Origin of the sequence: Aquipseudomonas guryensis (assembly GCF_014164785.1) — a bacterium.
Lineage (GTDB): Bacteria > Pseudomonadota > Gammaproteobacteria > Pseudomonadales > Pseudomonadaceae > Aquipseudomonas > Aquipseudomonas guryensis.
Map to the genome: position 1 here is coordinate 1159410 of NZ_JACJFN010000001.1, position 24252 is coordinate 1183661.

Genomic DNA, 24252 nt, shown 5'->3' on the forward strand with positions numbered 1-24252 from the left:
ATTTACGGCTAGTAAACTCCGCGCCCTCGGGCCTTTCCGCCTTGCCTGGCTCTAGCTCGCGAGATCGTTTCTGCGATTGTTCTGCCAGGCGTTACACTGCGCTCCCTATCCACTGTGCACTGAAGCCATGCGATTTGCCCTGCTTGCCCTCACCGCCCTGCTGCTGACCGCCTGCACCGGCGGCCAGGTAATCGACGACAGTTTCAGCTCGCGTAGCCAGAGCAGCCGCGTGCAGTACATCGTGGTGCATTACACCTCCACCGACCTGGCCCATTCCCTGGCACTGCTGACCCAGGGCGAGGTCAGCAGCCACTACCTGATCGGCGACAGCCCGGCCACCGTCTACCGTCTGGTCGACGAAAACCGGCGCGCCTGGCACGCCGGCGATAGTGCGTGGCAGGGGCGCACCTGGCTGAACGCCAGCACCATCGGTATCGAGCTGGTCAATCAGGGCTATGAGCAGGGGCCGAGCGGTGCTGTTTGGCAGCCCTACAGCGAAGCGCAGATCGAAGCGCTGATCACCCTGCTCAAGGACCTGGTCAAACGCCATGAGCTACCCATCGACAGCATCATCGGCCACAGCGATATCGCGCCGCAGCGCAAGGTCGATCCGGGCCCGCTGTTCCCGTGGCAACGCCTGGCCGAGGCCGGCCTGATCCGCTGGCCGGATGCCGCCGCGGTGGCCACGCGCCGCGCCGTATTCGAACAGGCGCTGCCGGATGCCTTGTGGTTCCAGCAACAACTCGCGCACATCGGTTTCAGCTTGGCGTTCAGCGGCGAGTTCGACGAGCCGACGCGCAATGTGCTGGCAGCGTTCCAGATGAAGTATCGACCGGCGCGTTACGACGGCATGGCCGATGCCGAAACAGCGGCACTACTGGCAACGCTCAACGCCGAATGACGGCTGAGCGGTTTGCCCCTGTCCAAATAGAACCGGACGCGGCGCCGGGTTGGTAACCACTCAGCTGACCGTCAGCAGGCGTTCAGGCCGGCGGCAGACAGCCGATCAGGCGCGAATCCGCCAGCGCCGCCGTGCGATGCAGCGTAGCAGCACGGTACTCCGGGTCGGCGAGCATACCCAGGAAAGCCTCCTTCGACGGGTAGCGCACCAGCAGCAACTCATCCCACTGCTCGCCCTGCGGCGCGATCAATGCCACCTGCGCTGCCGCCAGCAATTCGACTTGCCCGCCTACGCCCTGCACCTTGGCCAGCGCGGTGCGACTGTAGCGCCTGTAGGCTTCGCGACCGCTACAGGGTTGGCACTGGCTGTCGACCGGGTACTCGGCAAGCTCGCGATAACGCAGCAGGTTGAGCATCAGAATCGGGGTGTCGGCCGGCATGCCTTCAGTGAAGGCGGCCAGCTGTTCGCGGCTGGGGTTGAGGCTGGGCATGGCGTGCTCCGGTCGGGCGATTGCCTCAGCCTGCGCCGCGCCGGGTGACGCGGCAAGTACCATTCAGGGTGTGGATGGCGCCGGGTCGAGATCACGCAGCCAGCGGCTGAGCAGGCGCGGCTCATCGAACACCAGGCCCTCTGGCGTTTCCCGCACGCGCTGGATCATGTTGTCGCCGAACAGCTGCTTGCCTTGCACGAAGTGCTCATCGGCGACCCGGTTGGGATTGTCCACCCGCTGGCCGAGGCGCTCGGCCAGCCAAAGCCCGGCCTCGTGGTGGCTAATCCATTGCTCCTGGCGCAGAGAATCCAGCGCTGTCTGCGGCGCCTCCCGCGCCAGCACCATCACCGGCACCTCGGCCACCTGTGGCAGCAGGTCGTTATGCCCCCAGCGCCCTGCTTCGCCAAGCAGCTGGCCGTGGTCGCCGGTGATCAGCAGGTAGCGCTCGCCTTCCAGCTGGTCGAAGCGGGCAATCACTTCTGCCAGCACGTCATCGAGATAGCCGATGGCATTGTCATAGGCGTTGCGCTGACGCTCCTCGCGCGGCAACTCGGCTGCCACCGGCCAGGTCGGCAGCGGTTCGGGGTGCTGGTCGTAGTTCTCTTCGTAGGGCAGGTGTGCGGTACGCAGGTTGAGTACCACGAAGTTGCGCGCACTCCACTGCTGCTCGTCGAGCAGGTCGACCAGTGCATGATCGTGCCGCTGCAGGAAGCGCAGCGGATAATCCTCGCGGGTAATGGAAACATCCAGGTGGCGACTGCCGAGATGACTGAGCAGTTTGGATTCCTGGGCCGACAGCCAGTGGGTGCGAAAGCCGCTGGTGCGCGCCAGGGCAAACAGGTTGTGTGGTTGCTGGCGCAGCAGATCCGGCTGACCGGGCTCACGCACCAGATTGATCAGGTTGGGCAGGCTCACCGCGGTGGCCACTCCCGAAGCGATGCCCGGTTTTGCCAGCAGTACCCCCTCGCGATGCAAACGGCTAAGCGTCGGTGTGGTTCCGCGCTCATGGCCGAACAGGCCGAGGCGATCGGTGCGCAGCGAGTCCGCCACCACCAGCCAGACATGCTGGGCGTTGCTGGCCACAGGCGTGACTCGGTAGGGCGCGAAGGGCGCCTTGGGCAGCGCTTCGGCCGGGCGGAAAGCTAGGCGCACGGCATAGAAGGCAAAGGCATTGAAGCTGTTGTGCAGACCGCTGCGCGTTGGCCCAGGTAGAAAGGAGCTGTAGTCACGATAAGTGGCGCGCCAGGGCTTGGCCGTCAGCACCAGGACGATGATCAGCAGTGCCCAACGGCTCTGCGGCAGCCGGACATGGCGGGGCAACCACAGGTGCAGGCCGAGTAACAGGCCGTAGGGCAGCAGCACGCTGGGCAACACATGCCAGTGATCGGCGAAGCTGGCCCAGCCGGTTTCCCGCACCTCTGCGAAATCGGCGAACAGGCTGGCGATATCCGGCGCCGCCAGCGGCTCACCAAAGAACGACACATGGCTCAGCTGGATCAGCTGCATGCCGGCCAGCAGCACCAGCAACGCGGTGACCAGGCGCGGCATGCCGCATAGCCACAAGCCGAGGGCGAACAACCAGGCCACCAGGACGAAACGCAATTCGAGCTCTGCCTGGTTGGCCGAGGTGAACAGTTGCTGGATAAAGTCGTCGGCCATCAGCAGGCCGGCACTCAGGGTGCTCAGGGCCAGCAGGCGCGTTAGGCTGATCTTCCAGGACAGGGTGGTGGATGATGCAATGGGAGCCAGGGCAACAAGTGACATCAGGAACTACTCGGCTGAGGATCAGCCAACAGATGCCTGCTTGCCTTGCGGGTTCCCCGGCAGCTTGTTACCAGAATTGTCCATGACATCCGCACGGGCCTTGCGCGCCGTGCGGATGCCCAGGTTCAGGGCCGGAAGGCCCGGGCATCGGCCGCCCATACATCCAGGGCTGGCTTGAGTGCTTTCAAGGTCAGCTGGGTACTGCTGTTTTCCAGATCCTGGCCATGGCCCTTGCGCACCACGCGCACCAGCGGCTTGCTGGTGCGCGCCTCGATCGCTTCGACCTCGACATAGATTTCGCTGGTGCGGTCACGGGTACCGGCGGCGGTGCTGGCGGCCGCGACCACCAGGGCGATCGGGATCACTTCGTAGACTTTCAGCCCTTCGGTGGAGACGTCCACGGCGGTGATCGCGCTGCGCAGTACCAGGCTGTCCATGTCGGGCTGGCTGACCACTGTCATGCTGCCCTGCAATTCACGGCGCATGGCCTGGTACAGGTAATCGGCGATTTCATCGAGCACGGCCTGGCTGACCTGGTCGCTCGGTTGCGGGGTGGGGTAGAACACCGGCTTCTCGATGTACACCGAGCGATAGTTGCCTGCTTTGTAGTCTGGCGAGACCCAGCGCATCACCGGGGCGCCACTGGCCGAGGTAGCCGGCTGTAGCTGCGAGTAGTCGGCGAGGAAGCCCGAATACTGCGAAGGTTGGGTGGTCTGGCTGGCGCAGCCGGCCAGCAGCAAGCCGGCCATGAGGCCGAGGGACAGCATGAGGGGGGATTTCATCCATGTACTCCTGAGGTTGGGAAACGCCTTAACTTTAGACACTATCAGCAGTGTGGCCGCGCTTGCTTGCAGTTTTATGTGGTGCGCCGTCGATTGCTGCCGCGCAGGTGACCGCTGTCCGTGGCTGCCGCTATCATCGCCGCCATCGATCGGGGGGTAAGCAATGCTCAATGGCCTGTGGCTGGGGTTTTTCGTGGTGGCGACACTCGCCGCGCTGGTGCGCTGGATCGGCGGCGACGTAGCGGTATGGGCGGCCATGGTCGAGAGCCTGTTCGCCATGGCCAAAGTCTCGGTCGAGCTGATGGTAGTGCTATTCGGCACCCTCACCTTGTGGCTGGGCTTTCTGCGCATCGCCGAGAAGGCCGGCCTGGTCGACCTGCTCGGCCGTGCCCTCGGCCCGCTGTTCGCGCGGCTGATGCCGGAGGTGCCGCGCGGTCATCCGGCGCTTGGCTTCATCACCCTCAATTTCGCCGCCAACGGCCTGGGCCTGGACAACGCCGCCACGCCGATCGGCCTCAAGGCGATGAAGGCCCTGCAGGAGCTCAACCCCAGCGCCACGGTGGCGAGCAATGCGCAGATCCTCTTTCTGGTGCTCAACGCCTCGTCGCTGACTCTGCTGCCGGTATCCATCTTCATGTACCGCGTGCAGCAGGGCGCGGATGACCCAACCCTGGTGTTCCTGCCGATTCTCCTGGCCACCAGTGCCTCGACCCTGGCCGGCCTGCTGGCGGTGGCGCTGATGCAGCGCCTGCGCCTGTGGGATCCGGTGGTGCTGGCCTACCTGATTCCAGGAGCCTTGTTATTGGGCGGTTTCATGGCCCTGCTCGGCGGCTTGTCCGCCACGGCCCTGGCGGCGCTGTCGTCACTGCTCGGCAACCTGGTGCTGTTCGGCCTGATCCTGCTGTTCCTGCTGGTGGGCTGGCTGCGCAAGGTGCCGGTCTACGAAACCTTTGTCGACGGGGCGAAGGAAGGCTTCGACGTAGCCAAGAGCCTGCTGCCCTATCTGGTTGCCATGCTCTGCGCGATCGGCGTGCTGCGCGCCTCCGGCGCCCTGGATTTCGGCCTCGATGGTATCCGCAGCCTGATCGAGTGGCTGGGTTGGGACACCCGCTTCGTCGATGCCCTGCCCACCGCGCTGGTCAAACCGTTCTCCGGCAGTGCGGCGCGCGCCATGCTGATCGAAACCATGCAGACCCATGGTGTCGACAGTTTCCCGGCCCTGGTGGCGGCGACTATCCAGGGCAGCACCGAGACTACCTTCTATGTGCTGGCCGTGTACTTCGGCGCGGTCGGCATCCAGCGTGCCCGCCATGCAGTGGGCTGCGCGCTGGTCGCCGACCTGGCCGGGGTATTGGCCGCCATCGCGGTCTGCTACTGGTTCTTTGGCTGATCGGCAAGCCGCACGCCACGCGGCTTGCCGCCCCGCAGGTGCTGACTAGACTAAGGAAACCATCCCCGTTTTCCGGAGTTCGCCATGCTTCTGCGCTCAGTTAGTGTGGGATTGCGCAATTTGATCGGCTTCGGGGCGCTCACCCTGATCCTGCTGACGACTGGCGGGGTCGCCCTCGGTCAGCTGTCCAGCCTGCGTAGCGATCTGCTGGAAGTGAAGGACGTGTGGATGCTCGGTCTCGACTTGATGGCCAAGATCAAGTCCGAGCGCCAGTTGCAGCGTCTGGCCGAATACGAGCTGATGGCCCACCCGCAGAACGACCAGCGCCTGAGCGCCGAGGCCAAGGCGCTCCGCGAACGGGTCAGCGGCTACGACAAGGCCTATGAAGACACCATCATCGACGACGAAGATCGGCGTCTGTTCGCCGACTATCACGCCAAGAGCCAGACCTACGAGAGCGCTCTGGGCAAGGTGGTCGCCAGCGTGCGCGCAGGTCAGCTGGATCAGGCTGCAGCCGAGGAATCGGCGGCGCGCTTCGCTGAATTGATCACGGCCCTGGACAAGCTGATCGACCACAATAATCGTGGCGCGGCGGCTGCCGGCGCGCGGGCAGAAAAGAATGCCGACAGCGCTACCTGGATTTTCAGCCTGATTCTCGCGGCCAGCGTGCTGTTCACCCTGCTGGCCGCCTGGCTGCTCAGTCGCAGTATTACCCAGCCGCTGATACAGCTGGCCGAGTCGGCACAGCGTATCGCCGGCGGGGATCTCACTCAGCCAGTGCGCGCCGAAGGTGCCGACGAGGTGACCCAGGTGCAGCGTTCGCTCGGTGGCATGCAGAATACCCTGCGCGAAACCCTGCAGAGCATTCAGAACTCGGCCACCCAGCTGGCTTCGGCGGCCGAGCAGCTGCACGCGGTCACCGAAGACTCATCCAAGGGCATCACCCGGCAGAACGACGAAATCGAGATGGCCGCCACCGCAGTGACCGAGATGTCAGCGGCGGTCGATGAGGTGGCGCGCAACGCCAATCACACCTCCGACTCCTCGCGTGAGGCGGAAGAGACTGCCGAGGCCGGGCGGCAGAAGGTCAGCAGCACGCGCAGCACTATCGAGCAGCTCAGCCAGCGCCTGCAGCACACCTCCAGCACCATCACTCGCCTGGCCGAGGAGGCCATCGCCATCGGCCGGGTGCTGGAAGTGATCCGCACCATTGCCGAGCAGACCAATCTGCTGGCGCTGAATGCCGCCATCGAGGCGGCACGCGCTGGCGACCAGGGCCGTGGTTTCGCCGTAGTGGCCGACGAAGTACGCGCCCTGGCCCAGCGCACGCAGACCTCGACCCAGGAAATCGAGCGGATGATCAGCGCCATCCAGAGCGCCAGCCGCGAGTCGGTGGATGCCATGGGTCAGAGCAGCGAGTACGCCAGCCGCAGCAGCGAGATGGCCAGCGAGGCGGACAGCGCCCTGGAAGTGATTGCTCAGCGGGTCAGCCAGATCAACGAGATGAACCTGGTGATCGCCAGCGCCGCCGAGGAGCAGGCCCAGGTGGCCCGCGAGGTGGACCGCAACCTGGTGGCGATCCGCGACATCGCCGCGCAGAACGCCACCGGCGCGCATGAAACCTCGGTAGCCAGCGACGAGCTGGCGCGCCTGGCCAGCGACCTCAACGGCATGGTGCAGCGCTTCCGCCTGTAGCCATACGTAGGGCCGCCCGCGCTGGGGCCGACGCGGGTTGCACCCGCCCTACGTATAGAGTCGGAGCGGTCCTACTCGACCACCTTGAAGCGCAGCACGCCGATCTGCTGACCGGTCTCGGTCACCACCTGCACCTGCCAGTTGCCAACCACCGTTTCCGGGAAGTTGCGCTTGTGCGTCCAGGAGCGGTAGCCGCCCTTGCGCCCGCCGTTGATATCCAGGGCGATGCGGTCGACCTCCACGCCTTGATGACGCCAGACATGGTAGATGCGTTCGTTCAGCCCGCGCGGCGCGCTGATCGCGGTGTAGGCGTACAGGCCCTCGCTGCGCAGCTGCTGTACGCTGACCTGCTGCAGGCTGCGGCCGGGCGTGCGCTGTTGCAGCTCAGCACTCACCGCCACGTCGGTCAGCCATAGGGTGGCTGGCGGAATCCATGGGCGCGCCAGCCAGCCACCGATCCCCAGCGTGGCAAGCAGCCCGAACATCGCCAGCCAGCGCCGCCAGTCGTGCAGCAGCAGCGAACTGGCCAGGCTCGGCACGGCCAGCAGCAGGGCAATACCCAGGGCCAGGCGGTAGCTCTCTGCGGTGGTCTGCTGCAGCAGCAGGGGCAGCGCGGTGAGCAGCACGGCGAACAGGGTCAGGGTGTGATAACTCAGGTACAGCCAGCGCCGCGCGGCCAGCCACTTGTAGTACAGCGGGTCGATGATGGCGAGCAGGGCGGCGGCGCCGAGCAGGCTGGTGAACACCAGCTGGCCGCTGTTCCAGGCGGTGGTGATGAAGAAGAACGGCAGGACGAAGAACAGGCTTTCCTGGTGGATCAGCTGCGTCAGGTAGTGCAGCAGCTTGGGTGGCAGCTCCAGCCCCAGCCAACGCGCCGCGCTGCGCGTGAGCAGGCCTTCGAGCAGCAGCCAGGTCCAGCTCAGCAACATCAATACGGCGATCACCCGGCCGACGCCCTCCTGACGATCGACCAGGATGAAGCTGGCCACCCCGGAGCAGAAGCCGAAGGCGGCGATCAGGCCGGGATAGCGCTGCAGCAGGGCGAGCAGGCGCAGGAAGTGCGATTTCCAGTGAGGCATGGGCGTCGGCGGCGAGGTCTTGCGGGGTGCGCATCATCGCACGGGCTCCGGCGGCGCGGACATACTTTGCAAAGGCCTGAGGCTTGAGCAAGCCGTCCTGGCCTCTCTATCCTTGCCTCCGTAACACCGGGCCCCTCTGACGGCTAGCGCCGCCATGTCGGAGTTACAGTTGGTACAACTTCGACTGCAAGGAGGGGCTCATGACTGCCCTAGAACCGTTTCTCTTCGCCGACCTGCTCGGCACCTCTGTATGGCTCTGGCTGATATTCCTGGGCGTGGTAATTGCCCTTCTGGCCTTTGACCTGGGCATTTTGCACCGCGACAACCGCGAGATTGGCGTCAAGGAAAGCCTGCTGCTTTCTGCCGGCTATATCAGCGCCGGCCTGCTGTTTGGCCTGTGGGTGTATTTCCAGAAAGGCGGCGACGCCGGCATGGACTACCTGACCGGTTTCCTCATCGAAAAATCGTTGTCGATGGACAACGTCTTCGTCATGGCGCTGATCTTCAGCTTCCTGGCCATTCCCCGCCAGTACCAGCACAAGGTGCTGTTCTGGGGCATCATGGGCGTGATCGTGTTGCGCGCCATCATGATCGGCCTGGGTGCCGCACTGATCCACGAGTTCAGCTGGATCCTCTATGTGTTCGGCGTATTCCTGGTACTCACCGGGGTGAAGATGCTGTTCACCAAGGTCGACGCCGAACCGGATCTGGCCAACAACCGCTTTGTGCTCTTCCTGCGCCGCCACCTGCGGGTGACCGAGCGCCTGCACGAGCAGCGTTTCTTCGTGCGTCAGCCTGATGCCAGCGGCAAGAGCGTGCTGTGGGTAACGCCACTGTTCCTCGCCCTGATCCTGATCGAGTGCGCCGACCTGGTGTTCGCCGTGGACAGCGTGCCGGCGATCTTCGCCATCACCCAGGATCCCTTCATCGTCTACACCTCGAACATCTTCGCCATCCTCGGCTTGCGCGCCCTGTACTTCGCCCTGGCCGCGCTGATCCACCGTTTCGCCTACCTGAAATACGCCCTGGCTCTGGTGTTGGTGTTTATCGGCAGCAAGATCTTCCTGGTTGGCATCATCGGCAAGATTCCTTCGTCCATTTCCCTCGGTGTGACCCTCGGCCTGCTGGTGGGCGGTGTACTGGTATCGCTGTGGAAAACCCGCAATGAACAGTCCGTTACGCAAGCCGGGAACTGATCCGCTAAGGCCGTCGCTTCACGCGGCGGCCTCATCTGACTAGAGGAGATAGCCATGCATACGTTATTGAAAACCACCCTCGGTGCCTGCGCCCTGCTGGCCCTGACCGCCTGCGACAGTGCCGAGAAGGCCGCCCAGGGCCTGGTCGAGAAGGCCGAACAGGCGGTGGTCGAGCAGGCCCGCGAGAGCCTGGGCGAAACCCTGGACCAGCTCAACCAGACGGTCGACAAGGCCCAGGAGTCCGCCGACCAGCTGCTCGACAAACCGGCCCCACCGGCGACTGCGGAAAAACCGGCAGAGCCGGCGGCACAGCCCCCGGCAGCGACCACCCAGGAAATCTGATACTTCAATGCTGGGTCGGTGGCGCCACGCTGCTGGGGCTTTCATCGCCGCTCGCCAGCGGCGCCTCTTCCGGTGTGGTCGGCACCGCCACCGGCTGGATTTCCAGCGCCTCGACCAGGGCATAGGCGCTGCTGCAGAACAGTGAGTTGAGGCGCTTCATGTCGGCGATCAGCTCCAGGTGCAGGGAGCTGGTCTCGATGCTCTGCACCACCTGCTGGCTGAGGCGGTCGACATGGGCGTGGGCCAGCTTGCGTTCCTCCTGGCGGAAACGGCGCTTCTCCGCGATCAGGCGCTGGGCGTTGGCGGGGTTGCCATTGAGGAACACATTGAGGCCCAGGCGCAGGTTGTCCTGCAGCAGGCCGAGCAGGCCGGTCAGTTCCTCCAGGCCACTGGCGGAAAAGCTGTAGTGGCGTGAACGCTTGTGGTTGTCGAGCTTGCCGACCATCTGTTCGATCAGGTCGCCGGCGTGCTCCAGATTCACCGCCAGCTCGATGATTTCCGCCCAGCGCCGGCTGTCGTGGCCGGCCAGGTCTTCACGCGGCATCTGCGCCAGGTACAGTTTGACCGCGCTGTACAGCGCGTCGACGTCGTCGTCCAGGCGCCGCACCTGGCGCCCGGCTTCTCCGGAACCCTCGCGCAGCACCTCCTGCAGGTGACCGAGCATCTGTTCGACCAGGTCGCCGATGCGCAGGGTCTCGCGCACCGCGTTGGCCAGCGCCAGGCTCGGCGTGTCGAGGGCGCTGCGATCGAGGTGGCGCGGCTCGGCCACGCCCTCCGCACTCTTGCGCTCGGGCAGCAGTAGGGTGCACAGGCGCGCCATCTGGCCTACGGTGGGCAACATCAGCAGGCAGCGCAGGCTGTTGTAGAGCAGGTGAAAGCCGATCACCAGGCTCGCCGCCGACAGCTCAAGGCCATCCATCCAGTTCACCAGCGGACTCACCAGCGGCAGCACCAACAGCAGGCCGAGCAGCTTGTACAGCAGGCTGCCGACTGCCACCCGCCGCCCGGCGGCGGATTGCATGCTGCTGTTGAGCAGGGCCAGCACGCCGCTGCCGATATTGGCGCCGATCACCAGGCCGATGGCCACCGGCAGGCTGATCATGCCGCTGCTGGCCAGGGTCGCGGTGAGCAGCACGGCGGCCAGGCTGGAGTAGGTGAGCAGGGCGAACAGCGCGCCGACCAGGGCATCCAGCAACAGGTCGCCGGTCAGCGAGGCGAACAGCGCTTCCAGGCTGTTGGATTGGGCAATCGGCTTGGCGGCCTCGACGATCAGGTCGAGGGCGAGCAGCAGCAGGCCGAGGCCGATGGCCACCCGCCCTACCTGGCCGGCGCGGCGCTGCTTGCGCGAGAGAAACAGCACCACTCCGGCAAAGATCAGCAGCGGCGACAGCCAAGACAGGTCGAGGGTCAGCACCCGTGCCATCAGCGCGGTGCCGACATCGGCGCCGAGCATGATCGCCAGCGCCGGCGGCAGCGTCATCAGACCCTGGGCGACGAAGGAGGTAACCAGCATGGCGGTGGCGTTGCTGCTCTGCACCAGCGCGGTGACGCCGATGCCGGCGGCGAACGCCTGTGGCTGCTTGGCCACGCTGTGGCTGAGGATGCGCCGCAGCTGCGAGCCGTACACGCGCAGGATGCCGGTACGCACGATATGGGTGCCCCACACCAGCAGGGCGATGGCAGACAGCAGATTGAGCAAGGTGAGCATGGCGTAGCCTCCAGTGGGGCTCGCTCGATGGGCGGGGGCGGCTTGTCGTCGGGTCTGCGCCGTGCGCCGCCTCCCTTGCTTTAGCTGTAGTTGCTATTGCCCGTCGGCGCCAGTGCGCGCGCCCTCACCGCGGCGCCTGGCGCCCCCAGAACTGCTCGACCAGCAGTTGCAGGCGTTCGGCCAGGCCGGCCACGTGCTCGGCGCTGCTGCGGCTCTGGTCGCTGGCCACCACGGTGCTTTCGTTGGCCTGGCGGATGCCGCAGAGGTTGCGCTGGATATCGTCACCGACCGCGCTCTGCTGCTCCACGGCGGCGGCGATCTGGATGCTCATGTCGCTGATCTGGCCGACCCGCTGGGTGATGCCGTCGAGCGCCTGGCTGGCCTGCAGCGCCTGCTCGACGCTGGCACCGGCCTGTTGCTGGCTGCGCTGCATGGCGGCCACGGCCTGGGCGGTGCCCTGTTGCAGGGTGCCGATGATGGCATTGATCTCCGCGGTGGACTGCTGGGTGCGCGAGGCCAGGCCGCGTACTTCATCGGCGACCACGGCGAAGCCACGTCCGGCCTCGCCGGCCCGCGCCGCCTCGATGGCCGCGTTGAGTGCCAGCAGGTTGGTCTGCTCGGCGATGCCCTGGATAACTTCCAGCACCTGGTTGATTTTCTGCCCGTGCAGTTCCAGCTGGTGGATCACCTGGCTGCTCTGCTGCACCTCGCCGGCCAGGCTGGCGATCAATTGGCGGGTCTGCTCGACCAGTTGCAGGCCGTTGCTGGTCTCCATGTCCGCCGCGCTGGCGGCGCTGGCACTGAGCTGGGCGTGGCGCGCCACTTCCTGCACGCTGGCCGCCATCTGGCCGATGGCGCTGGCCACCTGAGCGGTCTCACCCTGTTGTCGCAGGCTGGCCTGGCTGCTGCTGTCCACCGCGGCCGCCAGTTCGCTGGCTTCCTGGCTGAGCTGACGCGCCGAGTCGGCGATGCGCCCGACCACCGCGCCGGACTCGGCCTGCAGGCTGCGCAAGGTGAAGGCCAGCTGGCCGAACTCGTCGTTGCGTGCGCTGTACACCCACTGGCTCAGCGGATTGTCGGCGAGGCGCCGGGCCTGCTCGGTCAACGCCCGCAACGGGCGCAGGCTCAGGTGCAGCAGGCCGCCGAGCAGGGTCGCCAGGCCCAGGCCAGCGGCCACGGCCGGCAGCAGGGGCAGGGCGCCGCTCAAGCCGAGCGCTGCCGCCACCGCCAGCAGCGGAGCGCCCGTCAGCAGGCTCAGGCGCGCGGCCAGGGTCAGCCGCGGTGGGCGCAACTGGCGCGGCGTACGCCCCTTGATCAGCTCGGCATACAGCTGTTCGGCGCGCGCTACCAGCTCCGGCTCGGCGCGGGTGCGCACCGACTGGTACTCCACCACCTGGCCGTTGCGCAGCACCGGCGTGGCATAGGCGCTGACCCAGTAGTGGTCGCCGTTCTTGCAGCGGTTCTTCACCAGGCCCATCCACGGCCTGCCGTTTTTCAGGGTCTGCCAGAGGTGGGCGAAGGCCGCCGGCGGCATGTCCGGGTGACGCACGATGTTGTGGTTGCGGCCGAGCAGTTCCGCCTCGCTGTAGCCGCTGATGGCGATGAAGTCTGGGTTGACGTAGCTCACCGCACCCTTGAGGTCGGTGGTGGAGAGGATGTTGGCATGGGCGGGTACATCCAGCGCCCGCTGGCTGACCGGCAGGTTGATCTTCATTGGCTGAGCTCCGTGCTGTGTGCCGGCCGCGCCTGTGCTGGCCGGTCGTGCGGTTCTGCGGGGGACAGGGCTGGGCTGAACAGGCGCTCCAGTTCGCTGGCCGCGCGGGGTCGGCTGAACCAGTAGCCCTGGGCCAGACGACAGCCTTCCTGGCGCAGGAAATCGAGGTGCGCGGCCTGTTCCACACCCTCGGCGACCACCTCCAGGCCGAGGCTGTGGCCGAGGCCGATGATCGCCCGGCTGATTGCGCCCAGCTCGGCATCCTGCGGGGCGCCGTCGATGAAGCTCCGATCCACCTTGAGGATGTGCAGGGGGAAGCGCTTGAGGTAGCCGAGCGAGGAATAGCCGGTGCCGAAATCGTCGAGGGCCAGGCGCACGCCGAGACTGGCCAGTTCGCGCAGGGTGATCAGCGTCGCGGTGCAGTCCTGCATCAGCTGGCTTTCGGTGATCTCCAGAATCAGGCTGGCCGGCGGCAGGCCGCTGTCCCGGAGGATCTCGGTGAGCCGGGCAACAAAGTCGTCCTGCTGCAACTGGCGGCTGGACAGGTTCACCGAGCAGCGCAGCCGCGCCTGCCCGGCCAGCTGCCAGGCACGCACTTGGCGACAGGCCTGGGCCAGCACCCAGTCACCGACGCGGAGGATCTCGCCGGATTCTTCCAGCGAGGCGATGAACTCCTGCGGCGGCACCAGTGCACCGTCCTGGCGCCAGCGCAGCAGGGCTTCGACGCCGACCAGCTGCGGCCGGTCCTGGTCGATGCGGTAGATCGGCTGGTAGTGCAGGACGAACTGGTCGCGGTCGAGAGCCTGGCCGAGGGCGCTTTCCAGCTCCAGCTGGTGCCGCGCGCTGGTCTGCAGTTCGGCGCTGTAGCGGGCGAACTGCGCCTTGCCGGCCTGCTTGGCGCGGTACAGGGCGAGGTCGGCGGCCTGCAGGGCATCCTGCGAGGCATCGCTGGCCTGCAGCGCGGCAATGCCGATGCTGGCGCTGACCACCAGGGTTTGCTCGGCCAGGTGCAGCGGCAGGTGCAGGCTGTCGAGCATGCGCTGGGCGACCTGCTCGGCGTCGCTGGCGTGGGCCAAGTCGCAGAGCAGCACGACGAATTCGTCGCCGCCAAAACGGCACAGGTGATCGCCGGGGCGCAGGCACTGGCTGAGGCGCCGGCCGACCTCGACCAGCACCTGGTCGCCGCAGGCATGGCCGAGGCTGTCGTTGATCAGCTTGAAGCGGTCGAGGTCGATGAACAGCAGAGCGGCCTCGCGTGCCCCAGCCTTACCCAGTTGCTGCAGCGCCTGCGGCAGCAGCTCATCCAGACGCAGGCGGTTGCCCAGGCCGGTCAGCGGGTCGTGGCGGGCGGCGTGGCGCAGCTGCTGCTCGACCGCCTTGCGTGCGCTGATATCGCTCTGCGAGCCGGCGATACGCCGTTGCCCGTCGGCATCGGTCTGCGCCACGCCGCGGGCCAGCACCCACAGGTAGTCGCCGCGGCTGCGGCGCATGCGGTACTCGTGGTGCACCAGGGCGCTGGCGCCGCTGAGGTGCGCGTCGATGGCCTGACGCAGGCCGGGCAGGTCGTCCGGGTGAACCCGCGAAAACCAGCTGGCGCTGCCTTCGCCGAGGCTGTCGCGACTGAGGTCGAGCATGCCCGCCCAGCGTTCCGAGACGTACAGCCGGTCGTGTTCCAGGTGCCAGTCCCAGATGCCGTCGTTGGCCCCGCGCAGGGCTCGGGCGAAACGCGCCTCGCTGTCTTCCAGGGCCTTGCGCTGGGCGGCGCTGTAGGTGTCGATGGCCAGGGTCATGTCGAAGAACACCGCTTTCAGCAGGCTGGCGTATAGGGTGCGCTGGGCGTCATCGGGGAACAGCTCGCTAAGCATCGAATCGAGGTACAGGCGATAGCCGCCCAGGTACCACTTCAGCTCCACGCCAGCGAGCTGGTGGATCAGGCCGATGCGCAGGCGACTGGCCACATAGTCGCCGTCATAGGGGCCGCGCCACAGGCGCTGGTAGTAGTCCAGCTGGCTGTGTTTGAGGCGGCTCAGGGTGCTTTCGTTGCTGATCAGGCTGGCCGGGCCAGGGAACTCGCCCAGGTGCTGGTAGAGCCGCTCGACGAAAGCCTGCTGTGCCGGCGCCATGCTTTCGGCCACGGCATTCAGGCGTGTCGCATCGTCGCTCTGCCAGCCGAGCAGGCGGCATCGTTCATCGGCCTCGGCCTGATCCAGACCGATGCGCCGCATCAGCTCCTGGAGTGCTGCAATCGAGCCCATATGTTCTCCCTGTTGTTTTTCGCGGGCATAAAAAAAGCGCCGGACGCCACGTTCTCGGGGAACGGGGCGTCGCGGCGCTTCGTCTTGCAGGCCCTTATGTCCTGCCCGGCAAAGCCGGTCTCCGCTACTGGGCGGAACCTACTGCGGTGTCTTCTACCTTATTGCGTGGATGCTGACAATTCGCCTAACAGCTGCTCCAGGCGTTGGCGCAGGTCCGCCAGATCGCGCGACTTGAAGGCATGCCGGGAGCGTTCGAGCACCTCGATGGCATCGGCCAGGGTCGCATGCAGGGCCGCGTGGGCCGGCAGCGGCCAGTCCTGCAGCCAGCGGCACAGCGGTGCCTGGCTGCAGTCTTGCGGGCGCGCCAGTACGCTGCAGTCCAGCCCGTCGTCATGCAGCAGGCGTCGTACGCGGCAGGCCATCTGCTGGTCGTTATGGGTGATCAGGATGCTGGGGATCGTTCGCGGCATGACTGCGGGACGCGCGCTGGTTTTGATGGCGCCACTCTAGGTGGCCCTTGGCCAGCTGGCTTTGACCTGAATCAAAGCCATGGCTGCCAATGGTCGCGTTCAGTTCTCGCTGAGCACATGCAGGTTGCCGCCGTCGCCGACGTCGCCATGGCCGAGCTTGATGCGCAGGGTCAGGTCGGTGCGTGAGTCGGCGTTGCGCACCGCCTCCTCGAAGCTGATACGGCCGCTCTCGAACAGCTCGTAGAGGTGCTGGTCGAAGGTCTGCAGGCCCTGTTCGCGGCCGCGACCGATGGCCTCGCGCAGGTCGTCGAGCAGGCCGCGCTGGATCAGGTCGCGGATATGCGCGGTGCCCAGCATCAGTTCGACCACCGCCACCCGGCGCTGGTCGAGGGCTGGCACCAGGCGCTGGCCGACGATGGCCAGCAGGTTCTGCGCCACGTCGGCGAGGATCTGCGTGCGCGCCTCCTCGGGGAAGAAACGCACGATGCGTTCCAGCGCGTGGCTGGTGCTGGTGGCGTGCAGGGTGGCCAGGCACAGGTGGCCGGTTTCCGCGTAGTGCAGGGCGTGCTGCATGGTGTCGAGGTCGCGGATCTCGCCGAGCATGATCACGTCCGGCGCCTCGCGCAGCACGTTGCGCAGGGCATCGGCGAAGCTGTGGGTGTCCAGGCCGACTTCGCGCTGGTCGATCACCGAGCGCTGGTGCTGGTGGAGGAACTCGATCGGGTCCTCGATGCAGATGATGTGCCCGGACTTGTTGCGGTTACGCAGGTCGAGCATGGCCGCCAGGGTGGTCGATTTGCCCGAGCCGGCCGCGCCGATGATCAGGATCAGGCCGCGGTCGAGCAGTGCCAGCTTGCCCAGCTGAGGCGGCAGGCCGAGGGCTTCCAGGCTGGGGATCTGGCTCTTGATCAGGCGCACCACCATCGAGACTTCGCCGCGCTGGTAGTAGATGTTGATGCGAAAGCGCCCGGAGCTGGCGACGCTGACCGCCAGGTTCATCTCCAGGTCGCGCTCGAACTCGGCGACCTGGCGTTCGTTCATCAACTGATAGGCCATCTGCCGTACCTCGCCTGGCCCCAGCGGCGCAACCGGCAACGGCACGGTATGGCCTTCGAGCTTGATCTGCGGCGGCGTGCCGACGCTGAGGAACAGGTCAGAGCCGCCCTTCTCATAGAGCGTCTGCAGCAGCGGGTAGACATCCGGCTGGGTGGCGGGCGTGAGCGGATCGGTCATGGCGGCTCCGGGGCTGAGCGAGAAAGCTGCCTTCAGTACAGTGCATGCGCGGGCATTCGACCAGGCGGCCGCTCCGCACGCTTTCGCCGTGCCGGCCTTGGCCCCTTGCTGGTAACCTGACGCTCTTTGCAAACTGCCCGGCAGCCCATGCTCAACCTCTTCCACGCCCCCGACCTGGAAACCCTTGGCGCCCTGGCCACGCGCCTGCTCGCCCAGCCGCAACGCGACCTCTTCGCCCCGGCGCGGGTGGTGGTGCCGAGCCAGGGCATCGGCCGCTGGCTGACCCTGCAGCTGGCGCGCGAACAGGGCATCGCCATGCAGCTGGAGGTGCAGTTGCCCTCGGCTTTCGTCTGGGAGCTGTCGCGGCTGGTGCTCGGTCAGTTGCCGGAGCAGTCCGCCTTCACTCCGCTGACCCTGAGCTGGCGCCTGTATGACTGGCTGTGCGAGCCGGCCAATCTCGAGCGTGCGCCGCGCCTGGCGCGTTATCTGGAAGGCGGCGACGAGCGCCGCCGGCTGTCCCTGGCCACGCGCATCGCCGACGTGTTCGACCAGTACCTGCTGTATCGCGACGACTGGCTGGCTGCCTGGGAGCGTGGCGAGCTATGTGACCTCGGCGCCGATGAAGCTTGGCAGGCTCTGCTCTGGCGCGAGCTGACCGCCGATGGCCACCCGCACCGGGCACGCCTGCTCGATGATCTGCTGCAGCGCCTGTACGACAACACGCCGATTGCCGGTCTGCCCGAGCGCCTGCTGGTGTTCGGCATCAGCAGCTTGCCGCCTCATCACTTGCGCGTGCTCGAAGGCCTGGCGCGGCATACCGAGGTGGTGATCTTTGCGCTCAACCCGTGCCGCGAGGCCTGGGGCGAGATCCGTGATATCCGCGAGCTAGCCAAGCAGCCGGAGCTGAGCCCGGACGAGTGGTATCTCGACGTCGGCCACCCGCTGCTGGCCAGCCTCGGCAAGCAGGGGCGCGACTTCTTCGACAGCCTGTTCAGCCTGGCCTCGGCCGAGGGCGGGCAGGAAACCGGGCTGTATTCGGAAGACGCCGACCTGGTGGATGACAGCCTGCTGCACGCCCTGCAGCACGATATCCTGCGGCTCAGAACGCGTAGTGCGGACGAGCGTATCGAGCTGCGCGCAGACGATCGCTCGCTGGAGCTGCATATCGCCCACTCGCCGCTGCGCGAAGTGGAAATCCTGCATGACCAGCTGCTCGCCCGCTTTGCCGCCGAACCCAGCCTGACCCCGGATCAGGTGGTGGTGCTGACCCCGGATATCGAGCGTTACGCGCCCTACATCGAGGCGGTCTTCGCCCCGCGCGAAGGCGCACCGCGCATCCCCTTCAGCCTGGCCGACCGCAGCCTGCGTGCCGAGCTGCCGCTGCTGGAAGCTTTTATCGACCTGCTCGTCCTGCCCGAGAGCCGCTTCGCCGCCGAGGAAATCCTCGCCTGGCTGGAGCAGCCGGCCATCGCCCGCCGCGCCGGCATCGAGCAGGAAGACCTGCCGCTGCTGCGCGACTGGCTGCGCGACGCCGGCGTGCGCTGGGGCCGCGATGCCGGCCACCATGCCGCTCTCGGCCTGCCGGAGGACAACGCCTTCACCTGGGCCCAGGGCCTCGACCGCCTGCTGCTGGGTTTCGCCGCGCCGCCACAACTGGCCGGCGATGGTATTCCCCTACTTGGCGACAGCCTGCCGCTGGATGCCCTGGAAGGCGCGCGTGGTCAGCTGCTCGGCCGCCTGTGCGCCTTCGTCGGCAAACTCGCCGGCCTGGCCGAGAGCCTGCAGCGTCCACGTCCGCTGGCGGACTGGGCGCTGGATCTGCAGGCGCTGATCGACAGCCTGTTCGACGAGCGCGAAGCCGGCGACACCCTGCTCCTGCTCAGCCAGGCCTGCGCCGCCCTCGCCCGCCAGGCCGCGGATGCCGGCATCGCCCGGCCGCTGGAGCTGGCCCTGGTGCGCCAGCAACTGGGCACGGCGCTGGAAGCCGGTGGCGGTGCCTCTGGCTTTCTCACCGGCGCGGTGACCTTCTGCACCATGGTGCCGATGCGCAGCCTGCCGTTTCGCCTGGTCTGCCTGCTCGGCCTGGACGACGGCGCCCTGCCACGGCGCACGCCGGCGGCCGGCTTCGACCTGATCAGCCACAAGCCCCGCCGTGGCGACCGCGCGCGGCGCCTGGACGACCGCTACCTGCTGCTGGAAACCCTGCTCTCGGCGCGCGACGGCCTGTACCTCAGCTACGTCGGCCGCGACCCGCGCGACAACGCCGTGCTGCCGCCCTCGGTGCTGGTCAGCGAATTGCTCGAAGCCGTCGACCTCACCGCCGTCGCTTTCCGTAGGAGCGAGCTTGCTCGCGATCCCGGCAACTCCGAAACATTGCGAGCAAGCTCGCTCCTACAGGAGCAGAAAGCCAGCGCTGCAATCACCGTCGCCCATCCGCTACAGCCCTTCGCCCCTGGCAACTTCCAGCAAGCCGGCCAGCAACTGGGCTTCGTCAGTTCCTGGTTCCGCGCCGCCCAGCGCCTGGCCGAGGCGCCGCTGCTGACCCCGCCGCCGTTCATCACCCAGCTGCCGGAGCCGGGCGAGGACTGGCTGACCATCGAGCCGGCACAGCTGCTGCTGTGCTTCCGCAATCCGGCGCGCTTCCTCCTCGAACAACGCCTGGGCCTGCGCCTGGCCGATGCCGAGGAAGCCATCGCCGCGGACGAGCCGTTCGCCCTTGAAGGCCCGGCCCGTCGCGGCCTGCGCCACCTGGCCCTGCAGGCGGTGGAGCGCGACTGGACTGAACAACAGGAACGGCGCATCGCCCGCGCCGCCGGCTGGCTGCCCACCGGTGAGCTGGGCCACGCCCTGTGGGGCAAGCTGCGCGGCCCGGTGCGCGCCTTCGCTCCACGGCTGTTCGAGGCGCGGCCCGAGGACGCGCCGCAACCGTTGCTGGTGGATATCAGCCTGTCCGGCGTGCGCCTGCATGGCTGGCTGGACGGGGTGACTTCCAGTGGCCTGTTCGACTGGCGCCTAAATGCGCCGAGCGCCTGGGACCTGCCCGGCTTCTGGCTGCGCCACCTGCTGCTCAACGTCGCCGCCAGCGAGGGCATCGCCCGCGACAGCCTGCTGGTCTCGCCGGCCGGCGACTGGCAGCTCGGCGCCCTGGCCAACCCGCGCGAACTGCTCGAACCCTGGCTCGCCGCCTACCGCGAATCCCTCAGCGCGCCGCTGCCGTTCCTGCCGCGCAGCAGCTACGAATTCGCCAAGGCGCTGGTCACCCCCAGCGCGCGCAGCAAGAAGGAACCCATCGACGCGGCGCGGGCCAATGCACAAAGCGCCTGGCTTGGCGCCGACTTCAGCCCGATCCCCGGCGAAGCCCTCGACCCCTGGAACGCCCTGGCCTTCCGCGAGCGCGAACCGCTCGGCGAGCGCTTCGAACAACTGGCCGAACAACTGCTCGGCCCGGCGTTGCTGGCCCTGGCCGCCGACGAGGACGACGCATGAGCCTCGACCTGCAGACTTCCTCCTTCACTGGCCGCTCGCTGATCGAGGCCAGCGCCGGTACCGGCAAGACCTGGACCCTGACCGCGCTGTACGCGCGCCTGCTGCTGGAGCAGCAACTCAGCGTCAGCCAGATCCTGGTGGTCACCTACACCACCGCCGCCACCGCCGAGCTGCGCGAGCGCATCCGTGCGCGTCTGGCCGAGTTGCTGGCGGTCTATGAAGGCACGCCGAGCAACGATCCCTTCCTTAGCGAGCTGCACAGCCGCCATCCCGGCGAGGAGGCGCGCCGCCGCCTGCTGCTGGCCGTGCATGGTTTCGACGAGGCGGCCATCTTCACCATCCACGGCTTCTGCCAGCGCGCCCTGCAGGATGCCGCGTTCGAGGCCGGCGGCGACTTCGACAGCGAGCTGACCCAGGACGACCGCGAGGTGCTCGACGCCCTGCTCGCCGATGCCTGGCGCCATGTGCTGGCGGCGGCCGACCCGGCCTGGGCGCGCTTCCTGGCCAAGCAGAAGATCACCCCGGCTACCCTGCGCCAGGCCCTGCGCAGCCACCTGGGCAAACCTTATCTACGTATCGAGCCGCGCGAGACCTTGAGCGGTGATGAGCTGAACGCCGCCAGTACTGCCTGGGAGCGTGCCGAACAGCTGTGGCGCGAACAGGGTGCGGCCTTCGTCGCGATGCTGCGCGAGCATGGCGGGCTGAGCCAGAGCACCCACAAACTAGCCAAATTGCCGGTGTGGGCGGCCGAGCTGGACGCCTATTTCGCCGACCCGGCGGCGTTGTTCGAGCAGCCCGATGGCCTGGCCAAGTTCGGCGCGGCGGCACTGCACAAGGCTACCAAGAAGGGCTTCGACGCACCGCAGGGCGCCCTGGCCGAGGCCTTCGATCTATTGAGCGAAGCGCTTGGTGCTGCCGTGCCGGTCGGCCGCCAGCGCCTGATCGCCCTGCAGGTCGAACTGCTCGACAAGCTCAACGCCGAATTGCCGGCGCGCAAGGCGGCGCAGCGCCTGCTGGCCTTCGACGACCTGCTCAATCGCCTGAACGAGGCCTTGAGCGGCCCGGCCGGCGCCGACCTGGCCGCGACCCTGCGCACCCAGTACCCGCTGGCGCTGATCGACGAATTTCAGGACACCGATCCGGTGCAGTACCAGATCTTCGATCGCATCTATCCGGTAGTGCCGGGCGTAGCGAGCGGCTCGCTGGCAAGGAAGGCTTCGAGCGAAGACCGAGAGAGTACAAGCGGTACGGCGAGGTCTGAGCGAGAAACTGACGCCGCCAGCGAGTCGCGCAGTAGCCCGGGTGGTGACCTGTGTTTCGTCGGCGACCCCAAGCAGGCCATCTATGCCTTCCGTGGCGCCGACCTGGCCACCTACCTCACTGCCCGCGATGCGGCCGCGCGGCGCTACGACCTGCCGTTCAACTACCGCTCCACGCCACAGTTGATCGATGCGCTGAACCGCCTTTTCGACCGTCCGCAACCGTTCGCCGAACAGGGCCTGGACTACCCGCCGGTCAGCGCCGGGAAAAAATCGCGGGCAGATCTGGTGCTGCCGAACGAAGCCAACGGCGTGCCACTGGCGCTGGTCTGGCTGGGCGACGACGGCCTGAACAAGGGCCGCGCCGGCGAGATCGCCGCCATCGACACCGCCCAGCGCATTGCTGGCTTGCTGGCCGCTAGTGGCGAGGGCACGGCCTATTTCGACAAGGACGGACAGCGCACCCCGCTCAGGGGCGGCGATATCGCCGTGCTGGTCGCCAGCCACCGCGAGGCGGCGAGCATCGCCGAGCAGCTGGCGGCCCGTGGCGTGCCCAGCGTACGGCGTGGCCGCGACAGCGTGTGGCACAGCGAAGAAGCCGCCGAGCTGGCTGCGGTGCTGGCCGCTTACGCCGAGCCGGGCCGCGAGGGCGTGCTGCGCTATGCCCTGGCCAGCCGCCTGCTCGGCCGCGATGCCGCGCAGCTGGCGCGCTGCCAGGACGATGAACGGGCCTGGGACAAGGAACGTGCCGACGCCGAGCAGTACCACCAGCTGTGGCAGCAGCACGGTTTCATGCGGGTGTTCAGAACCTGGCTGGATCAGGAACAGGTAGCCGAACGCCTGCTGGCCGGCATCGACGGTGAGCGTCGGCTGACCAACCTGCTGCACCTGGCCGAGCTGCTGCAGACCGAGAGCCTGCAACGTCCCGGCCTGGAGGCCCTGCTCGCCTGGTTCAACGGCCAGCGCGGCAGCGAGGGCGCCGGCGAGGATGCCCTGCTGCGCCTGGAAAGCGATGCCGAGCGGGTGCAGATCGTCACCATCCACACTTCCAAGGGTCTGGAATACCCGCTGGTGTTCTGCCCCTTCCTGTGGGACGGCCGCCTGCTCGGCCAGCACACCGACAGCGCCCGTTGCCATGACGAACACGGCCAGCCACTGCTCGACCTGGGCAGCGCGCGTCTCGCCGAACGACTGCAGACGGCCCGGCGCGAAGTATTCGCCGAGAAGCTGCGCCTGGCCTACGTCGCCCTGACCCGTGCCGAGCACCGCCTGTGGCTGCACTGGGGCCCGGTCGCCGTGCCCAAGCCGAAGAAGGATGGTGGCCTGCCTGACGAAGGCCTGCACAGCAGCGCTCTGGCCTGGCTGCTACACGGCCGTGAGCTGGGCGGCGAGGATGCCCTCGCCGAGCTTGCCGGTCACCTCAACGACAAATCCGCCAGCGCCCTGGCTGGCGAGCTGGACCAACTGGCCGAGGGCAGCGCCGGGATGATCGCCCGCGTGCCGTTGCTCAATCGCGAGGCCAATGCCGCTGGCGAACAGCGCGCCGCGCCGCCGGCCCAGTTGCAGCACTTCCAGCGCAGCCTGCACAGCGCCTGGCGCATCGGCAGCTTCTCCGGCCTGGCCGCCGGCATGCATATGGAGGCACCGGATCGCGACGGCCTGGTCATGTCCGCAGCCAGCGAGCCCGGCAGCGGCTTCTTCGCCTTCCCCCGTGGCGCGCGCGCCGGTACCTGCCTGCACGCCATTCTCGAAGACTGGGCGCGCGGCAAGGCGCCGTTGGCCGAACTGGTCGAGCCGGCGCTGAGCGCCCATGGCATCAACGCCGAGCTGTGGACGGCCATCGCCAGCGCCCATCTGCAGCAGGTGCTCGACAGCGACCTGGACGGCAGCGGCCTGACCCTGGCCAGTCTGCAGGCGGCGCGGCGTCTGCCCGAGCTGGGCTTCACCTTCCCGGTGGCCGACCTCGACGTGCAGCGCTTGCGCGCGATTCTGGTCGACCCGGCCATGGGTCTGGCCGAGCCGCTGCGCCAGGCTGCCGAACGCCTGGAGTTCGACAGCCTCAAGGGCTTCCTCAAGGGCTTCATCGACCTGACCTTCGAGCACGACGGGCGCTGGTACATCCTCGATTACAAGTCCAACTGGCTCGGCCCGGACGCCAGCCACTATGGCGGCGAGCGCCTGCTGCAGGCCCTGGCCGGCGAGCATTACTACCTGCAGTACCTGATCTACCTGGTGGCGCTGCGGCGTTTCCTCCGTCAGCGCCTGGCCGACTTCCACGACGAGCAGCTGGGCGGTGCCTACTACCTGTTCCTGCGCGGCATGCCCCAGGCCGGCGTGTACTTCGCCCGGCCCAGCGATGCGCTGCTGGATGCGCTGGATCGTCTGTTTGCGGAGGGCCAGTGATGCGGCGTACGCGTAGCCCGGATGCAATCCGGGGAATTCCGCACCCGGATTGCATCCGGGCTACGGCTGGTCTGGGGTGGCTACG

Annotated in this window: 16 protein-coding genes; 7 read left to right on the top strand and 9 right to left on the bottom strand. The window is 67.3% G+C overall.

What is annotated here, in order from left to right:
* Positions 1–127: 127 nt before the first annotated feature.
* Positions 128–901 (top strand): N-acetylmuramoyl-L-alanine amidase, encoded by a 774-nt coding sequence (locus tag H3H45_RS05355; protein WP_182832678.1) that lies wholly within the window; start codon positions 128–130, stop codon positions 899–901.
* 82 nt (positions 902–983) lie between these two features.
* Here the strand turns inward: H3H45_RS05355 and H3H45_RS05360 are convergent, their stop codons facing one another.
* From H3H45_RS05360 to H3H45_RS05370, 3 genes are all read right to left on the bottom strand, one after another.
* The gene (locus H3H45_RS05360; RefSeq protein ID WP_182832679.1) at positions 984–1391 is read right to left on the bottom strand and encodes a DUF1330 domain-containing protein; all 408 of its coding nucleotides are present in this window, start codon (positions 1389–1391) and stop codon (positions 984–986) included.
* Between the two features lie 63 nt (positions 1392–1454).
* A complete protein-coding gene (locus tag H3H45_RS05365) occupies positions 1455–3155 on the bottom strand; it encodes a sulfatase-like hydrolase/transferase (protein ID WP_182832680.1) in 1701 nt (566 codons plus the stop codon).
* A 125-nt stretch (positions 3156–3280) separates the two neighbouring features.
* A complete protein-coding gene (locus H3H45_RS05370) occupies positions 3281–3937 on the bottom strand; it encodes a DUF3313 domain-containing protein (RefSeq protein WP_182832681.1) in 657 nt (218 codons plus the stop codon).
* Positions 3938–4100: 163 nt separating this feature from the next.
* On the opposite strand from H3H45_RS05370, the gene H3H45_RS05375 reads away from it, so the two are divergent.
* Complete coding sequence (locus H3H45_RS05375) at positions 4101–5327, top strand: nucleoside recognition domain-containing protein (protein WP_182832682.1); 1227 nt, start codon at positions 4101–4103, stop codon at positions 5325–5327.
* Between the two features lie 84 nt (positions 5328–5411).
* Complete coding sequence (locus H3H45_RS05380; RefSeq protein WP_235983350.1) at positions 5412–7022, top strand: methyl-accepting chemotaxis protein; 1611 nt, start codon at positions 5412–5414, stop codon at positions 7020–7022.
* A gap of 71 nt (positions 7023–7093) precedes the next feature.
* Here the strand turns inward: H3H45_RS05380 and H3H45_RS05385 are convergent, their stop codons facing one another.
* On the bottom strand, positions 7094–8101 hold the full coding sequence (locus tag H3H45_RS05385) for a DUF5924 family protein (RefSeq protein ID WP_182832683.1): 1008 nt from the start codon (positions 8099–8101) through the stop codon (positions 7094–7096).
* Positions 8102–8301: 200 nt separating this feature from the next.
* Between H3H45_RS05385 and H3H45_RS05390 the strand changes: the two genes are divergently transcribed.
* Together H3H45_RS05390 and H3H45_RS05395 are read left to right on the top strand one after the other, a co-directional pair.
* Positions 8302–9297 (top strand): TerC family protein, encoded by a 996-nt coding sequence (locus H3H45_RS05390; RefSeq protein ID WP_182832684.1) that lies wholly within the window; start codon positions 8302–8304, stop codon positions 9295–9297.
* A gap of 54 nt (positions 9298–9351) precedes the next feature.
* Positions 9352–9639 carry a hypothetical protein gene (locus H3H45_RS05395; protein WP_182832685.1) on the top strand — a complete coding sequence of 96 codons (288 nt, stop codon included), beginning with the start codon at positions 9352–9354 and terminating at the stop codon, positions 9637–9639.
* A gap of 4 nt (positions 9640–9643) precedes the next feature.
* Here H3H45_RS05395 and H3H45_RS05400 read toward each other — a convergent pair whose 3' ends face one another.
* From H3H45_RS05400 to H3H45_RS05420, 5 genes are all read right to left on the bottom strand, one after another.
* Positions 9644–11347, bottom strand: a complete 1704-nt coding sequence (locus H3H45_RS05400; protein WP_182832686.1) for a Na/Pi cotransporter family protein — start codon at positions 11345–11347, stop codon at positions 9644–9646.
* Between the two features lie 124 nt (positions 11348–11471).
* Positions 11472–13061 (bottom strand): methyl-accepting chemotaxis protein, encoded by a 1590-nt coding sequence (locus H3H45_RS05405; RefSeq protein WP_182832687.1) that lies wholly within the window; start codon positions 13059–13061, stop codon positions 11472–11474.
* Positions 13058–15316 (bottom strand): EAL domain-containing protein, encoded by a 2259-nt coding sequence (locus H3H45_RS05410; RefSeq protein WP_182832688.1) that lies wholly within the window; start codon positions 15314–15316, stop codon positions 13058–13060. Before H3H45_RS05410 ends, H3H45_RS05405 begins: the two co-directional genes overlap by 4 nt.
* A gap of 158 nt (positions 15317–15474) precedes the next feature.
* Complete coding sequence (locus H3H45_RS05415; RefSeq protein WP_182832689.1) at positions 15475–15786, bottom strand: hypothetical protein; 312 nt, start codon at positions 15784–15786, stop codon at positions 15475–15477.
* A 99-nt stretch (positions 15787–15885) separates the two neighbouring features.
* Entirely contained in the window at positions 15886–17019 is a 1134-nt protein-coding gene (locus tag H3H45_RS05420) for a PilT/PilU family type 4a pilus ATPase (protein ID WP_182832690.1), read from the bottom strand.
* Positions 17020–17166: 147 nt separating this feature from the next.
* On the opposite strand from H3H45_RS05420, the gene recC reads away from it, so the two are divergent.
* Both recC and H3H45_RS05430 read left to right on the top strand, forming a co-directional pair.
* Positions 17167–20505, top strand: a complete 3339-nt coding sequence (gene recC / locus H3H45_RS05425; protein WP_182832691.1) for an exodeoxyribonuclease V subunit gamma — start codon at positions 17167–17169, stop codon at positions 20503–20505.
* Positions 20502–24167 carry a UvrD-helicase domain-containing protein gene (locus H3H45_RS05430; RefSeq protein ID WP_182832692.1) on the top strand — a complete coding sequence of 1222 codons (3666 nt, stop codon included), beginning with the start codon at positions 20502–20504 and terminating at the stop codon, positions 24165–24167. Before recC ends, H3H45_RS05430 begins: the two co-directional genes overlap by 4 nt.
* The last annotated feature ends 85 nt before the right edge of the window (positions 24168–24252 follow it).

Bases quoted from the DNA above. Each gene is read 5' to 3' on its own strand.
- H3H45_RS05355 (WP_182832678.1), top strand. From the start codon at position 128: ATGCGATTTGCCCTGCTTGCCCTCACCGCCCTGCTGCTGACCGCCTGC.
- H3H45_RS05360 (WP_182832679.1), bottom strand. From the start codon at position 1,391: ATGCCCAGCCTCAACCCCAGCCGCGAACAGCTGGCCGCCTTCACTGAA.
- H3H45_RS05365 (WP_182832680.1), bottom strand. From the start codon at position 3,155: ATGTCACTTGTTGCCCTGGCTCCCATTGCATCATCCACCACCCTGTCC.
- H3H45_RS05370 (WP_182832681.1), bottom strand. From the start codon at position 3,937: ATGAAATCCCCCCTCATGCTGTCCCTCGGCCTCATGGCCGGCTTGCTG.
- H3H45_RS05375 (WP_182832682.1), top strand. From the start codon at position 4,101: ATGCTCAATGGCCTGTGGCTGGGGTTTTTCGTGGTGGCGACACTCGCC.
- H3H45_RS05380 (WP_235983350.1), top strand. From the start codon at position 5,412: ATGCTTCTGCGCTCAGTTAGTGTGGGATTGCGCAATTTGATCGGCTTC.
- H3H45_RS05385 (WP_182832683.1), bottom strand. From the start codon at position 8,101: ATGCCTCACTGGAAATCGCACTTCCTGCGCCTGCTCGCCCTGCTGCAG.
- H3H45_RS05390 (WP_182832684.1), top strand. From the start codon at position 8,302: ATGACTGCCCTAGAACCGTTTCTCTTCGCCGACCTGCTCGGCACCTCT.
- H3H45_RS05395 (WP_182832685.1), top strand. From the start codon at position 9,352: ATGCATACGTTATTGAAAACCACCCTCGGTGCCTGCGCCCTGCTGGCC.
- H3H45_RS05400 (WP_182832686.1), bottom strand. From the start codon at position 11,347: ATGCTCACCTTGCTCAATCTGCTGTCTGCCATCGCCCTGCTGGTGTGG.
- H3H45_RS05405 (WP_182832687.1), bottom strand. From the start codon at position 13,061: ATGAAGATCAACCTGCCGGTCAGCCAGCGGGCGCTGGATGTACCCGCC.
- H3H45_RS05410 (WP_182832688.1), bottom strand. From the start codon at position 15,316: ATGGGCTCGATTGCAGCACTCCAGGAGCTGATGCGGCGCATCGGTCTG.
- H3H45_RS05415 (WP_182832689.1), bottom strand. From the start codon at position 15,786: ATGCCGCGAACGATCCCCAGCATCCTGATCACCCATAACGACCAGCAG.
- H3H45_RS05420 (WP_182832690.1), bottom strand. From the start codon at position 17,019: ATGACCGATCCGCTCACGCCCGCCACCCAGCCGGATGTCTACCCGCTG.
- recC (WP_182832691.1), top strand. From the start codon at position 17,167: ATGCTCAACCTCTTCCACGCCCCCGACCTGGAAACCCTTGGCGCCCTG.
- H3H45_RS05430 (WP_182832692.1), top strand. From the start codon at position 20,502: ATGAGCCTCGACCTGCAGACTTCCTCCTTCACTGGCCGCTCGCTGATC.